The organism is Streptococcus sp. DD11 (assembly GCF_001578865.1).
Lineage (GTDB): Bacteria > Bacillota > Bacilli > Lactobacillales > Streptococcaceae > Streptococcus > Streptococcus panodentis.
In genome coordinates this window covers 497,725-512,653 of sequence record NZ_KQ969392.1, presented here as the reverse complement: position 1 = coordinate 512,653, position 14,929 = coordinate 497,725, and the positions used below count along the sequence as shown (strand labels likewise).

General features: G+C 44.2%; 14 protein-coding genes and 2 pseudogenes. 15 read left to right on the top strand and 1 reads right to left on the bottom strand.

The annotated features are described in order from the left end of the window. Positions 1-217: 217 nt before the first annotated feature. The 15 genes and pseudogenes from STRDD11_RS02405 to STRDD11_RS02340 all read left to right on the top strand — a co-directional run bounded on the left by STRDD11_RS02405 (position 218) and on the right by STRDD11_RS02340 (position 14,496). A complete protein-coding gene (locus tag STRDD11_RS02405; RefSeq protein ID WP_128834982.1) occupies positions 218-1,684 on the top strand; it encodes an LCP family glycopolymer transferase CpsA in 1,467 nt (488 codons plus the stop codon). A gap of 2 nt (positions 1,685-1,686) precedes the next feature. Then, the gene (gene cps4B, locus STRDD11_RS02400) at positions 1,687-2,418 is read left to right on the top strand and encodes a capsular polysaccharide biosynthesis protein Cps4B (RefSeq protein ID WP_128834980.1); all 732 of its coding nucleotides are present in this window, start codon (positions 1,687-1,689) and stop codon (positions 2,416-2,418) included. Between the two features lie 8 nt (positions 2,419-2,426). Further along, complete coding sequence (locus STRDD11_RS02395) at positions 2,427-3,122, top strand: Wzz/FepE/Etk N-terminal domain-containing protein (RefSeq protein WP_128834978.1); 696 nt, start codon at positions 2,427-2,429, stop codon at positions 3,120-3,122. Between the two features lie 9 nt (positions 3,123-3,131). Beyond that, on the top strand, positions 3,132-3,827 hold the full coding sequence (locus STRDD11_RS02390) for a tyrosine-protein kinase (protein WP_128834976.1): 696 nt from the start codon (positions 3,132-3,134) through the stop codon (positions 3,825-3,827). 31 nt (positions 3,828-3,858) lie between these two features. Beyond that, a complete protein-coding gene (locus tag STRDD11_RS02385) occupies positions 3,859-5,661 on the top strand; it encodes a polysaccharide biosynthesis protein (RefSeq protein ID WP_128834974.1) in 1,803 nt (600 codons plus the stop codon). A gap of 14 nt (positions 5,662-5,675) precedes the next feature. Then, entirely contained in the window at positions 5,676-6,287 is a 612-nt protein-coding gene (locus STRDD11_RS02380; RefSeq protein ID WP_128834971.1) for a sugar transferase, read from the top strand. Further along, positions 6,287-7,147 carry an NAD-dependent epimerase/dehydratase family protein gene (locus tag STRDD11_RS02375; RefSeq protein WP_128834969.1) on the top strand — a complete coding sequence of 287 codons (861 nt, stop codon included), beginning with the start codon at positions 6,287-6,289 and terminating at the stop codon, positions 7,145-7,147. The genes STRDD11_RS02380 and STRDD11_RS02375 overlap by 1 nt, the downstream gene beginning before the upstream one ends. A 44-nt stretch (positions 7,148-7,191) precedes the next feature. Further along, positions 7,192-7,320 (top strand): annotated as a pseudogene (locus STRDD11_RS14110) (glycosyl transferase); the annotation flags it as partial. Positions 7,321-7,400: 80 nt separating this feature from the next. Beyond that, on the top strand, positions 7,401-7,991 hold the full coding sequence (locus tag STRDD11_RS02370) for a glycosyltransferase (RefSeq protein WP_241209282.1): 591 nt from the start codon (positions 7,401-7,403) through the stop codon (positions 7,989-7,991). 86 nt (positions 7,992-8,077) lie between these two features. Further along, positions 8,078-9,037, top strand: a complete 960-nt coding sequence (locus STRDD11_RS02365; protein ID WP_128834967.1) for a glycosyltransferase — start codon at positions 8,078-8,080, stop codon at positions 9,035-9,037. Between the two features lie 4 nt (positions 9,038-9,041). Continuing rightward, positions 9,042-9,965 (top strand): LicD family protein, encoded by a 924-nt coding sequence (locus tag STRDD11_RS02360; RefSeq protein WP_128834964.1) that lies wholly within the window; start codon positions 9,042-9,044, stop codon positions 9,963-9,965. Next, complete coding sequence (locus STRDD11_RS02355; protein WP_128834962.1) at positions 9,965-11,290, top strand: O-antigen polymerase; 1,326 nt, start codon at positions 9,965-9,967, stop codon at positions 11,288-11,290. Before STRDD11_RS02360 ends, STRDD11_RS02355 begins: the two co-directional genes overlap by 1 nt. Then, complete coding sequence (gene ispD, locus STRDD11_RS02350; RefSeq protein WP_128834959.1) at positions 11,287-12,009, top strand: 2-C-methyl-D-erythritol 4-phosphate cytidylyltransferase; 723 nt, start codon at positions 11,287-11,289, stop codon at positions 12,007-12,009. The genes STRDD11_RS02355 and ispD overlap by 4 nt, the downstream gene beginning before the upstream one ends. Then, positions 11,990-13,075 (top strand): NAD-dependent epimerase/dehydratase family protein, encoded by a 1,086-nt coding sequence (locus STRDD11_RS02345; protein WP_164828340.1) that lies wholly within the window; start codon positions 11,990-11,992, stop codon positions 13,073-13,075. The genes ispD and STRDD11_RS02345 overlap by 20 nt, the downstream gene beginning before the upstream one ends. An 11-nt stretch (positions 13,076-13,086) precedes the next feature. Further along, the gene (locus tag STRDD11_RS02340; protein ID WP_128834957.1) at positions 13,087-14,496 is read left to right on the top strand and encodes an MATE family efflux transporter; all 1,410 of its coding nucleotides are present in this window, start codon (positions 13,087-13,089) and stop codon (positions 14,494-14,496) included. A gap of 137 nt (positions 14,497-14,633) precedes the next feature. On the opposite strand, the pseudogene STRDD11_RS02335 reads toward STRDD11_RS02340, so the two are convergent. Beyond that, positions 14,634-14,929 (bottom strand): annotated as a pseudogene (locus tag STRDD11_RS02335) (hypothetical protein); the annotation flags it as partial.

Here is a 14,929-nt window from a genome sequence, read left to right as displayed (position 1 = left end):
TTTTTAAAAATTTAGTTCTGTCCCACCGCCCATCTCACAGGAGATATTATAGAAAGATGTCTTGCTTAAAAAGGCATCTTTTTTGCTGGAGCTGATGACAAATGAGCCGAAAATGTGTATATTTATAAATTATTTTTTTCTAAAAATGGTCATTTTGTTCATCTTTTTATGGTATAATAAAACATACTTACTATCTCAGGGGAGAAAAAGGGAGAAAATGAGTCGTTATAGGAAAAGTTTACGGTTTTCTAAAAAGGGAAAGAAAATCCGCTTATTTAATGCAACCTTGCTAATCTTGGTAAGCGCTGTCTCAGGCTTACTGGTTTTTTCGCTGCTCAAAAATAATGTTCTGGCCTTCCGCGGCCTGAATTTGATAATCGCATTTGCTCTGGGAGTCGTAGTCCTTCTATCCTCCTTTTTTATATGGAAAAATACCTTCAGGATTTTCACGGCTGCCTTGCTGCTGGTGACTCTGCTGCTGTCCTCAGGGGCCATGTATGGCGTCAAAAGCCTGATGGACCTGTCTAGCGGAGTTCAGTCAACCTCTAATTACTCCGAATTTGAACTGGGGGTCTATGTCCGCTCAGACAGCCAAGTCAGCGACATCAAGCAGGTACAGGCCCTGCTTGCGCCGACTGAAAATGGCGATCGGGACAACATCACGGCCCTGCTGGAGCATATCAAAGAAAGCAAAAAGACAGATATTGCGCTCAGCAATACTTCCTCTTACATCGCGGCCTACAATGCTCTGGTCCATCAGGAAACGGAAGCGATTGTCCTAAACAGCACATTCGAAGACATGATCGCTTCGCATGATGCGGACTATGCTTCCAAGATAAAGAAGATTTATTCTTATAAGATTACGCGGCAGGTGGAGACTGGCAAGCGCAGCGACAGCACCAATGCGGATGTCTTTAATATCTATGTGAGCGGTATCGACACCTACGGGTCAATCTCGTCTGTGTCCCGCTCTGATGTCAATATCATCATGACGGTCAACCGCAAGACCAAGAAAGTCCTGCTGACAACGACACCGCGCGATGCCTATGTTGCCATTGCGGACGGCGGAGGCGGCCAGATGGACAAACTGACCCATGCAGGGATTTACGGCGTGGACGCTTCTGTCCATACGCTGGAAAATCTCTACGGTATCCGCATCGACTACTATGTCCGTCTCAACTTCACTTCTTTCCTCAAGCTGGTCGACCTTTTGGGCGGGATTGATGTGGAAAATGACCAAGAATTTACCAGCGCCCATGGCAATTATCATTTTCCGGTCGGGACGGTGCATCTGGACTCCCAGCAGGCTCTGGGCTTTGTCCGTGAGCGCTACTCGCTGGAAGGCGGAGACAATGACCGGGGGAAAAATCAGGAGAAAGTCATTGAGGCAGTGATCCAGAAGCTGACCTCTACCAGCGCCCTGAAACATTACAATGAAATCATCTCTGGCCTGCAGGACTCTGTTCAGACCAATCTGGAGCTGCCGACTCTCATGAATCTGGTCAATACCCAGCTGGAGTCTGGCGGCAGCTATCAGGTAGCGTCACAGGCGATTGCAGGAAACGGCCGCATGGACCTGCCTTCCTATGCGATGCCTGATTCCAGTCTGTATATGATGGAGATCCAGCCGGAAAGCTTAGACTCAGCCAAGGCAGCAATCCAGAATGTGATGGAAGGGAAATAAGCATGATTGATATTCATTCTCACATTGTTTTTGATGTGGATGACGGTCCCAAAAATATCGAAGAGACCAAAAGCCTGCTGGAAGAAAGCTACCGTCAGGGGGTGCGGACGATTATTTCCACTTCTCACCGCAGAAAGGGAATGTTTGAAACACCTGAAGAACAGATTAGCAGCCATTTTCAGTTGGTCAAGGAGCTGGCAGAGCTGATTGCCCCTGACTTGACGGTCCTTTACGGAGCGGAAATTTACTACAGCAGCGATGTTTTAGAAAAGCTGGAAAAGGGGCTGCTTCCCAGCCTGGCCGGGACCCAGTATGTCCTGATTGAGTTCAGCATGGCAACGCCTTATAAGGAAATCCATGCAGCCTTGGGCAATATCCTGCGTCTGGGTCTGACCCCAGTCGTGGCCCATATTGAGCGTTATCACTGCTTGGAGCAGGACGAAAAAAAGGTGCAGGAACTGATTGATATGGGCTGCTATACGCAGATCAACAGCTCCAGTGTGCTTAAGCCGAGGCTGTTTGGCGATACAGACAAATTTATGAAAAAAAGAGCCCATTTCTTTTTGGAGAAAGATTTGGTGCACTTTGTCGCGAGCGACATGCACAATCTGTCAAAACGGCCGCCTTATATGAGAGAAGCTTTTGACGTGATTGAGAAGAAATACGGCCCGCAGCGAGCGGCTGCCTTATTTCAGAGCAATCAAGAGTTATTGCTGGAAGATGAATTAATTTAGGAGAAACAATGGAAAAACAAGACACGCAAATAGTAGAAATTGATATTCTGTCCTTGCTCAGAACCTTATGGCTGAGAAAGTTTACCATTCTTTTAGGAGCTGTTCTTTTCTCGCTTTTAGCCTTTGGCTACAGTGTTTTTATCGCTAAAAAGACCTACCAGAGCACGACCCGTATTTATGTGGTCAGCCGGCAGAATGAAGCCCAGTCTGCTCTGACCAATCAGGATCTGCAGGCAGGTTCCTACTTGGTAAAGGACTTTAAGGAAATCATCCTGTCCCAGGCCGTTCTGTCCCAGGCAATCAGTGAGCTGCAGCTGCAGACCTCGCCGGATGAATTGGCCCAAAACATCACTGTATCCGTCCCTGCCGACACCCGTATCGTTTCGATTACGGTCAAGGACAGCAGTCCCGAGGAAGCGGCCCGCATTGCCAATGCTTTCCGCAATATAGCTGCTGAGAAAATCATCGAAGTGACCAAGGTGCCTGATGTGACGACGCTGGAAGAAGCTTCGGTCGCTCAGGAGCCTTCATCGCCGAATATCCGCCGCAATGTCCTTTTAGGCTTTGTGGGGGGCGCTGTTCTGGTGGCTTTCTTTATCATCACGGTGGAGATTTTGGATGACCGTGTGAAAAAACCAGAAGATATTGAGGAAGTTTTAGGGCTGACTCTGCTCGGAGTCATCCCAGATATGAAAAAAATGTAGGGAGAAAAGATGGCAACCTTAGAATTAGTCAGAAAAAGAAGAAATCTTATCAAGCTGACAGAAGAATACTACAATGCGCTCAGTACCAATGTGCAGCTGAGCGGTGCCAGTATCAAGCTGGTCGAAGTGACCTCTGTGACAGCCAATGAAGGGAAGTCAACCACCGCTACCAATCTGGCTGCGGCTTTTGCAAGGACCGGCCACCGGACCCTGCTGGTGGATGCGGATATCCGCAACTCGGTCATGTCGGGTGTCTTTAAGAGCCAAAGCAAGGTATCGGGGCTGACCGACTTCCTGACAGGACAGGCAGAGCTGCAGACGATTCTGAATGACACGGATATTGACAATTTGGATGTGATTCTGGCGGGTCCAGTCTCGCCCAACCCGACAGGCCTCCTGCAGAGCCGGCAGTTTGAGACCTTACTGGCCAACCTCCGTCCCCGCTATGATTCTATCATCGTGGATACATCGCCGATCGGTCTCGTCATTGACGCAGCCATTATCGCGCAGAAATGCGATGCCAGCCTTCTGGTAACCGAAGCAGGCAGCGTCAAGCGCAAGGCCGTGATGAAGGCCAAGGAGCAGCTGGAACAGACCGGCACCCCCTTTTTAGGTGTCGTCTTAAACAAATACAACATTGACTTAGAACGCTATGGCTCCTACGGAGCATACGGAAGTTATGGGAATTATGGGAAGAGCAATTAATTTTTAGGGATGAAAATTGAAAGAGGGAGTTATGGAGTTAACAAGGGGGCAAAAAAGGATTGTTCTAATCCTTATTGATAGTCTGTTAATCTATTTAAGTGCATTAGTAGCTTATTTTTTTCTGATAAATTATATCAATCTTTCTGATGAGCTGCTGCTGCTTTTGCCGACGCTGATCATAGTCTGTTATTTATCTTTGGGGCTTTGTGCCAGGATTTTTTCGACAATTAATAGATATACAGACTATCGCACTTTGGGCAAGATAGGATTGATATTTATCTTGATATACAATCTGATTTATTTAGGAAGTCTTGCTCTTTCTGTGACATTGAGCTTTAGGTTTCTGCTGCTGAGCTGTTTGTTTTCTGTTTTATTTACTCTGTCAGCTCGTTTGACTTGGCGGACCATGCATGAAATTAAACAGCCGGAAAGTATAATAAATCAAGATCAGGCTAGGAGGACGCTGGTCGTTGGAGCCGGTGATGGCGGAAATTTATTTATTAAAACAGCTCTGAAAAACTCTCCTGATTTAAAAATTGTAGCTATTGCTGACAGCGATAAGAGCAAGCAGGGAATGTTTTTACACGGCATCAAGGTGGTCGGTACTGACGAACAGATTCCGGAAATTGTTACAAACTATGAAATCGAACAAATTGTCATCACAATCCCTTCCCTTGCTCCGGAAGATTATGAAAAAATTATAGGATATTGCCAAAATACGGAGGCTAAGGTCAGTGCCATGCCTAAGTATGAAGAAGTTATTACTGGAAAATTAACTGTTAATAAACTGCGGGAAATAGATATTGCTGATTTGCTGGGCCGTAAAGAGGTCAAACTTGACCAGTCCAGCTTAAAATCAAATATCAAAGGAAAAACAATCTTGGTCACTGGAGCCGGCGGTTCCATTGGTTCAGAACTCTCACGGCAAATTGTGCAGTTTTCGCCTGCCAGACTGTTGCTTCTGGGGCATGGCGAAAATTCCATTTATTCTATTCATAAAGAACTGCTGTTCCGCTATCGGGACAAAATCGAGATTATCCCTATTATTGCGGATATTCAGGACAGAGAACGGATTTTCCAGATTATGGAGCATTATCGGCCTGACCGTGTCTACCATGCGGCAGCCCACAAGCATGTTCCGCTGATGGAGTACAATCCGACGGAGGCAGTAAAAAATAATATTTATGGAACGCAAAATGTCGCGGAAGCTGCAAAAGCAGCAGGTGTAGCAAAGTTTGTCATGATTTCAACAGATAAAGCGGTCAATCCTCCCAATGTCATGGGAGCAACCAAGCGTGTGGCTGAGATGGTTGTTACCAGTTTAAATGAAGAAGGAAAGACACTGTTTGCTGCGGTGCGCTTTGGCAATGTCTTGGGCAGCCGCGGCAGTGTTGTTCCTTTGTTTAAGGAACAAATCTCCAAAGGCGGACCAATAACGGTGACAGATTTTCGGATGACCCGTTATTTCATGACTATACCAGAAGCAAGCCGGCTGGTAATTCAGGCTGGAGCCCTGATGCGGGGCGGAGAAGTTTTTGTGCTGGATATGGGAGAGCCCGTAAAAATTCTGGATTTGGCTAAAAAAATGATTACCCTCAGCGGTCGTACAGAAGAAGAGGTGAAAATTGTAGAGTCAGGTATTCGGCCGGGGGAAAAACTCTATGAAGAGCTGCTGTCAGCTGAAGAAAAAGTGGATGAGCAGATCTATGATAAAATATTTGTCGGCAATGTCCAGCTTCTTTCCAAAACAGCGGTTGATGACTTTATTGCCTCTCTGTCCAATCTAAAGGGCGCTGACCTGAAGGATAGCCTGGTTGCATTTGCACAGCAGTAGGAGATGAGGAAAAAATGTATAAATCAGTAAAAAGAGGGCTGGATATTCTGTTGTCATTAACAGGGATGATTCTTTTATCTCCTTTATTTCTTGCCATAATCTTGGCAATCAAGCTGGATTCAAAAGGGCCAGTGCTCTTCAAGCAAAAACGAGTAGGCTTGCATAAAAAACATTTTAATATTCTTAAATTCCGTACCATGCGCGTGGATACGCCGAAAGATACCCCAACGCACCTGCTGGAAAATCCTGAGCAGTGGATTACCGGCACCGGCAAATTTCTCAGAAAGACTTCTTTGGACGAACTGCCCCAGATTTGGAATATTTTTGTAGGAAATATGAGTATCATTGGGCCGCGTCCAGCTCTTTGGAATCAGAATGATTTGATTGAAGAGCGGGAACGCTATGGGGCCAATGATATTTTGCCGGGTCTGACAGGATGGGCTCAGATTCACGGACGAGATGAACTGCCAATCGCAAAAAAGGCTGAATTGGACGGTTATTATGTCCAACACCTATCTTTTAGCCTAGACGTTCGCTGTTTCTTTGCTACGATTAAAAGTGTTGCCAAGAGTGAAGGGGTTGTCGAAGGCGGAACAGGGAAGACGGAGAAGAGAGAGCAGAGCTGATGAAAAAAGTATTGATTACAGGAGCAAACAGCTACATCGGCCAGAGTTTTCAAAAGCATGTTTCCTTGTTGGAGGATGTTCAGGTCGAGGAGCTGGATGTTCGTGAGGAGACATGGAAGCAAAAGGATTTTTCATCTTTTGATACGATTTTGCATCTGGCGGCCCTTGTTCACATCTCCAATCCAGCAAAGGAAATGGAGGGAATGTACAATCAGGTCAATACTCAGCTGCCTTATGAGCTGGCGAAAAAGGCCAAGCAAGAAGGTGTCAAGCAGTTTATCTTTATGAGCAGTATGAGTGTCTATGGCGAAGTGCTAGGTGACCGAGTCATCACGAAGGATACACCGGAGCTTCCGACTTCTTTTTATGGCAAAAGCAAGCTGGCTGCGGAGCAGCTTTTGTCCTCATTAGAGAGTGAAAAATTTCGTATTGCGATTCTCCGGCCACCGATGGTTTATGGCCGCCAAGCTAAGGGAAACTATCAGCGGCTGTCCAAGCTGGCCCAAAAACTACCGATATTCCCGCTGGTCAACAACCAGCGCAGTATGATTTATATTGACAATCTTTGTGAATTTATCAGATTGATTGTTCAGTATCAAGACAGCGGTCTTTTCTATCCTCAAAATCAGGACTATGTAAATACTTCTCAGTTAGTCAGAGAGATAAAAAGAGTGCATGGTCAAAAAGTGTTCTTGCTGCCTGCTGTTCATTGGATTTTAAAAGGCCTGTCTAGACGTGCTGCAACTCTGAATAAGCTCTTTTCAGATTTGACCTATGCTAAAGATTTATCCGCGTATTCACAGTCTTATCAAGTTGCAGATTTTAGGAGCTCTATTGAAAAGACAGAGAAGGGAAACTAGTTTAGAATGATGGAGAGTAGTGATTTGTGAAATTTTCGGTATTGATGTCTGTTTATCAAAAGGAGCATCCGGATTTTTTGAGAAAGAGTCTGAATAGCGTTCTTGTAGAGCAAAGCTGCAAGCCAGACGAGCTTGTCCTTGTGGAGGATGGACCGCTGACAGACGAGCTCTATCAAACCATTCGATATTTTCAGGAAAAATTTTTAGAGATCAAAATTCTTTCCTTAAAAAAAATGTCGGCCTGGGAGAGGCCTTGCATCAAGGAGTTCAGGCTTGTTCCTATGATTGGATTGCTAGGATGGATACAGACGATATTGCGGCAGCCGACCGCTTTCAGCAGCAGTTGGCCTATATTGAGAAGCATCCGGAGCTAGATGTTTTGGGTGGCCATATCATTGAGTTTGATACGGAGCCGGATCAGCCTGTAGCCGAGAAAAGGATGCCTATCTCTCATGAAGAGATAGTTAGGAGGCTGCAGCGCAGGAATCCTTTCTGCCACATGACAGTCTTTTTCAGGAAAGAAGCAGTTTTAAAAGCTGGCAATTACAAGTCCTTACCTTTAGTGGAAGACTATTATCTTTGGGCCAGAATGGCTTCTCAGGGCTGTCGTTTTGCCAATCTTGATCAGGTTCTTGTCTATGCGCGTGTCGGAAACGGCATGCATGTGAGAAGAAGCCAGAAGGAGCAGATTGCCAGCTGGAAAGTTGTCAACACTTTTCTGTTGGCACAAGGCATGCTAAAGAGAAGCCAGTATTTTCAAAACATGCTGCTGATTCGTGTTTTTGTAGGGACACCGGTTTGGATAAAAGCATTTATTTATAAATATGTTCTCAGAAGGAAGTAATCTTTTTTACGAGCCGAGCCGTCAAGCTTGAAGGTGCAGGAACTGGGCGACTTTCATATAGGGGAAAAGTTTAGGAAGGGGGAGAGATGATTTCTATCGCAATGGCGACCTACAATGGAGCGGGTTTTGTTTTAGAGCAGCTGGATTCTATTCGGATGCAAAAGATGAAGGCGGATCAGGTCATTATTTGTGATGATTGTTCGACAGATCAGACGGTCGCACTGGTCAAGGATTATATCGCTAAGCACCAGCTGACGAATTGGCAGTTGATTGAGAATCAAGAAAATATCGGCCATTATCAGACTTTTATCAAATTAGCTGGCCTGGCTGAGCATGATGTTGTTTTCTTTGCTGATCAGGATGATAAATGGCTGCCTGATAAAACAGCAGCCTTGTATAAAGTGCTGTCGGAGACGGGAGCTGCAATGGTATATGGCCGCTCGTATGTCATTGACCAAGACGGTCAGATTATCAAGGAATCCAAGGTTTCAGAAGAGAGACGGGAGAGAGACTTGGCCTATCTTCTGAAAAATTGGCCGTCAGGCTATCAGACAGCTTTTCGAAGGTCGGTACTGACGGATATTATACAGCAGCAGTACAAGGACTATCCCGGGTTTGATTATCACGATGTTTTGTTTGGTATGCTAGCTCCTCTTTATGGTCGAGTCATTGATGTTGGTCAGATATTAGACCAGCACCGTATCCATCAATCCAATGTGACTCAGTCTGCTGCATCGCTCAGCTTTACAAAAACAAGACGGTCAAGAATCGATTATTTGCAAAAAGTTGTCAGACGCTATGAGTCTATTTTGAAAATTGCTAGAGAGCGCCAAGCTTCTGAGCAGGCTTGCCGGCAAGCTAACAAAGCTTTGGCCCTGACCGAGCGCAGACTGAGATTTTTACAGTCTAGAAATCCATTTTTGGCCTTGGGGCTGTTATTTCAAATAAGGGAGTATAAATCAATAAAAGACTTCGTTAGTGATATAGTCTATACCTACTCATTAAATGGAGTCGCCAGAAAATTATTGAAAAAGTTTGGGAGGTAAGAAAATGAGAGGGACAAGTAAGATTGAATGGGAGTTGGCTTTGGGAGAGCGTTTCAGTCCCATGTATCAGAAGATTACAGACGAGAAGTTAAAAGCGTTGCAGAAAGCTTATTTACAGATGTATAAAGCTTTTGATGCAGAGTGTCATCGTCATCAGCTTCATTCGTATATGGTTGCAGGAACTCTGATTGGTTCTTTGCGGCACGGGGGCTATATACCTTGGGACGATGACATCGACTTGGTGATGTTCCGCGAAGATTATAATCGTCTGCAGGATATTTTTGCAAACAGCGAAGATTTCGAGTTGATTTCCCCTGCTGAGGCGACAGACAGCGTTTTCAAGGTCCTGAAGCTACAGAGTAAGTCCTTAACTTACTACGATGTTCTAGGAGAAGGTTTCAGCAAGAAGAAACACCTCTATCTGGATATGCTGCCCATTGACTTTGTTCCAGAAAATGATATGCTTCGAAAGATTAAAGGGCTAATTTTTCGGGCATTAGACCTGTCACACAATAGCTCGCGCTGCTATACGAAGTTCACGCCGCATCTGACTTATATGGCTAAAGAATCTAAGGAACTCAGAAAAAATCTTTGGATTAGAAGGCTTGTAGGCTTTCCTTCTTTTATCATGGGACCGGCCAATATGTACAAGCTGATGGAGAGGCTTATCCAGTCCAATAAGAAGACTTCAAAAATAACCATTGCTTATGGCGTAAAAGGCTACTTGGGAGAGACGATCGACTATGAAAGTTTCTACCCAGCTAAGAAGTATTCCTTTGAAGGATATGAGTTTGATGGACCGAATGATGCAGATAAGTATCTGACGAATCGCTATGGTGACTATATGACGCCGCCTGAAAAGAAAGAGCAGACAGAGCGTCATGTCAGATTGAGAGATAATTGGGTTGAATTAATAGAAGGAAGATAATGGTTTTTTTACTAATTTTGGGTGGTCTTTTCCTATTGTTTTTGACAGTCAGAATGATGGGAAAAGACTATGCAAACCCAGTCTTTATATACTTGGCAGTATGGCTGATTGCTAGTATTTCTACTGCATTTTACTCATCCAGATGGGGGGAAGAAATTTCCCTGATAACCGTCATTATCATCCTTATTGGTAATGCTGTTTTTTTAATGGGGGTTTTGCTGTCATCGAATTTGTTTGCTGAAAGAAAGTTGGAAATCAAACTCAGTCAGATAAAAGTGAGCAATCTCTGTGTTTTGTTAGTTCTCCTCTTTTTTGCTTTTGCGATTAGATTTGTTTATTCTGAGCTAGTTTATCTGGCAGCGCAGAGCAAGCAGTTGCCAGGTGGAGTATTTAGAACGATTGAGCTGGCTCGGCATATGACGACAAATTATGATTTCTCTCTCAGTCGCCTTAGTCTGAACTTATTGCGGATTAACTTTTCCTTAGGAATTGTTTTCTTCTACTTTTTCTGTGAGTCTCTTTTTTCGGGGCAGGATAGTATTTTTTATAAGGGGAAATTGCTGTTGATTAGTATGATTTCTCTGGGAATTTCCCTCTTGTCGACCGGACGGACGGAATTGCTTGGTCTGATTTCAGGGTATGCTATTTTATATATCTTATTTTTCTCGAAATATTATTCATGGAAAGACCGCCGCTATGGCAAGAAGCTTTTTCGAATGCTGCTGACAATCGGTCTTGTTTTCCTAGGTTTGTTTATGGTTATTGGAACCTTCGTTCTGAACCGTGTAGATAGTCAAGCAGAGCTAGGGATCTTGGATAATTTGATAAAGTATATGGGATCTCCCATACAAGCTCTTGACTATTATCTGAAAAATCCTTCTCTTTATGATAATAATCAGGTCTTTGGAGAAAATACTCTTATTGCTGTCTACGGGACCTTAAAGTCTCTGGGTCTATCCAGCTATGACTTGACTCCTTTTTTGCCGGTCATTCACTTTAATGGTGACAAAACCAATGTTTATACGATTTACTACTATTTTATCAAGGATTTTGGCTATTTTTCAGTTCTAATCCTGCAGCTTGTTTATGGCTTCTTTTATGGAAGTTTCTACTATTCTATAAAAAAACGCTATTTCACCCCACTGAAGGCCATCGTTTTCGCCTTGTTTGCGTATCCTTTGGTTATTTCATTTTTTCAGGAAACACTGCTGTCGCTGCTGACAACCCATATTAATCGGATTGTCTATGCCTTTGCTATTTATATAGCAATTGATTTGTTTAGCAGGGTAAGATTTACAACGAGAGGAAGGAAAGTATCTGTATGACAACAACGGCCTTGATTTTCGCAGGTGGCACAGGCAGCCGTATGAATACCAAAACCCTGCCCAAGCAGTTTTTGGAGCTGCACGGCAAGCCTATTATTATTCACACAATTGAGCATTTTGAGGCCCATCCGGCAGTGACAGACATTGTTGTTGTCTGCGTGGAGGGGTGGTTAGACTACTGCAGAGATTTGCTGGCTAGATTTAATATCAAAAAAGTCAGTCAAGTTGTTCCTGGCGGAGAGACTGGGCAAATGTCTATCTTCAATGGTCTGGCAGCCTTACGGAAAAAATATCAAAATGATGATGATTATGTTTTGATTCACGATGGCGTTCGACCCTTGATTGACGGAGAGATTATCTCTAAAAATATTGAAGCGGCCAAGAAGCATGGAGCAGCCATCACGGTTAAGCCTGTCATCGAAACAGTCATTCAGGTAGATGAAGCAGATGTAATCAATCAGGTCATTGAACGCTCAACCTGTCAGACAGCTGTTGCTCCTCAGACCTTTGTGCTTTCAAAGATTCATTCCCTGCATTTAAAGGCTCAGGCAGAAGGTCAGTTTGATATGACCGACTCTGCTACGTTGGCTCGCTATTTTGGGCTGCCGCTTCATACAGTTATGGGAAGCAGTGAAAACATCAAAATAACAACTCCGTCAGATTTCTATATTTTCAGGGCAATCTATGAGGCGCGAGAAAATGCACAAATTTTTGGTTAATATGAAAAAGAATACGATGTTAGAAGAAGATATGACAGACTTGGCTGCGACCAGTCCTATTTTCAAAGACCTGAGAAATGTTACCGTCTTGATAACAGGAGCTACTGGACTTTTGGGCAGCCACTGTGTCTTTGCTTTGCTGGCTCTGAATGCTTTGTATAATGCTAATATCAGAGTGTTGGGTTTGGCCCGCAGCCGCCAAAAGGCAGAGATCCTTTTTGCCCCCTTTCTGCAAAGCGAGCACTTACAGCTTGTCTATGCTGATTTGCTGTCGGATTGGCGGATTGACGAAAAACTGGATTATATTATCCATGGAGCCAGTGCGACGGACTCCTCTTTTTTCGTTGAGCATCCTGTAGAGACCATTGCTTTGGCAGTCAGAGGCACTGAAAAAATGCTGAAGTTGGCGAGAGACAAGCAGGTTCGTAGTATGGTTTATCTGTCCTCTCTTGAAGTTTATGGGGTCACAAATCCGGAAGCATCCAGTATTACTGAAGCAGACTATGGTTATTTAGACCCGACCAGTGTTCGCAGCAGCTACTCGGAGAGCAAACGTATGGCAGAGTCCTTGAGCGCAGCATACTATCATCAGTATCAGGTGCCGGCGCGAATAGTTCGTCTGTCACAAACCTTCGGACCAGGTGTAGCTTATGAGGACAACCGTGTTTTTGCACAGTTTGCTCGCGCTGTCATAGAGGAGAAAGATATTGTTCTCCGTACCAAGGGGGAAACTATTCGAAATTACTGTTATACAAAGGATGCTGTTGAGGCTATTTTCTACATTCTGCTGAAAGGGCAGGCTGGGCAGGCTTACAATGTTGCCAATAAAGAAACGGCTATTTCCATTCGTGAGATGGCAGATCTGGTCATTGAGCAAAGCGGCAGCAGTAAGACCAAGCTAGTTTTTGATTTGGCGGAAAATATAGAAAAGCTGGGCTATAATCCGACGGTTAAGATTCGTCTGAATACGGATAAACTTGAAAGCTTAGGTTGGCAGGCTAAGACAGATCTGACAATCATGTTTCAGAGGTTGATTCAGAGCATGGCAGCAGATAAGAGAGATTAGGAGGTAGGTGCGTGTCTAGTGGATTTAAAAAATTAGCAGCTAATTTTTCTTATGTCATTTTATCCAACCTGCTGACTGTTTTAGTGACGTCTCTAGTAGTTTTGATTCTGCCTAAAATCATGGGGGTGGAAGAGTATGGCTACTGGCAGCTCTATATCTTCTATCTATCCTATGCAGGATTCATTCATCTGGGCTGGACTGACGGTATTTATCTTCGCTATGGCGGGATGGAATATCATGATTTGGATAAGACAAAGTTTTTCTCCCAATTTTTGATACTGCTGTCCTATTTGATAGGAGTGGGTCTCTTGTTTTTGCTGGGGATTTCCGCCTTTATCACAGATGCAAATAGCCGCTTTGTCTTTACGCTTTTGGCTTACACCATGTTGGTGACGAATTTGCGCTTTTTCTTTGTTTATGTCTTGCAGATGACCAACCGCTTAAAAGAAAGCTCTTGTGTTATCAGCGGCGATCGATTGCTTTATCTACTGCTCTTGTTGGTCTTTGTTTTCATTGGCTTTCGAGACTTTAAAATCATGGTTTATGCAGATTTGATTGGTCGGTTCGTTTCATTATTTTATGCCATGTATCTCTGCAGGGATATGGCGTTTCGACCTCTCAGACAGTTCTCATTTGACTTCCAAGAGACGGTCAGCAATATTGCAGTCGGGATTAATCTCATGCTGTCAAATGTGGCCAGTATGCTGATTATCGGAACTGTTAGGATGGGAATCCAGAGAGTTTGGAATATTGCTACCTTTGGGAAGGTATCCTTGACATTGAGCATTTCCAATCTGCTCATGACTTTTATCAATGCCATTGGGCTAGTTGTTTTTCCGATTTTAAAACGGACAGACGAGAGTAGGCTGCCAAAGATTTATGATCAGCTGCGCAATATCCTCATGATTGTTATGTTTGGCGTGCTTTTGTTATATTATCCTTTAAAAATAGTCTTAGATCATTGGCTTCCAGCCTACAAAGAGTCGCTGATGTTTATGGCTCTGGTCTTTCCAATGTCTGTTTACGAGGGCAAGATGGCATTGCTCATCAATACCTATCTAAAGGCATTGCGAATGGAGAGACAGATTTTTAAAGTGAATGTCACTGCTATGCTCTTGAGCTTTGCTAGTACCTTGGTTTTTGCTGTTTTCCTTCACAACCTAAATGCTACAGTCCTTTCTATCGTGCTGTTACTGACGGTCAGAAGTATCCTTGCAGAAGTTATCCTAGCTAAGCGGATGCAGATTGCGGTAGTCAAGGATATGGGGATTGAGCTGCTGATGACATTTGTCTTTATCGCTTCCAACTGGTTTTTGCCAGTTTATCTAGCTGCAGCATCCTATGGCCTGGTCTATCTGGCTTATAGCCTCTATAAATATAGGAGCTTGAAAGGCTTGCTTCGACAATTACGCGCTCATTGAGATTCAGCTGTTTGGCGATGGGCGGCTCATTGGCGCTAAAGTGCCTAATGAACCACTGTGTCTTGCAATCAAACGATAGAAATATAAGAAGCTGGGTACTGTTGTCCCAACTTCTTTTTACATATCATACTGCGGAGTCAGACCAAGTTCTGCTCGGCAATTTCTTTCACTTTTTCTTCGGGAATATCGGTCAGCTGGGCAATAGTTTGCGGACTGGCCCCATTCTTCAGCATGGCTAGGACGAGCTGCTGGACACCTTGTTCCATTCCTTGGCTTCGCCCTTGTTCCATCCCCTTCTCACGCTCCTCCTGAATGGCCAGCTCATGCTCGTAATAAATCTGGGCCATAGTGGCCTCATAGTGGTCCTGCTGTCTGCGTTTTTCATCAAACATCTGTCTCTCCTCCTTGGTCCAGCGCGTTTGGTCCAAAAGTT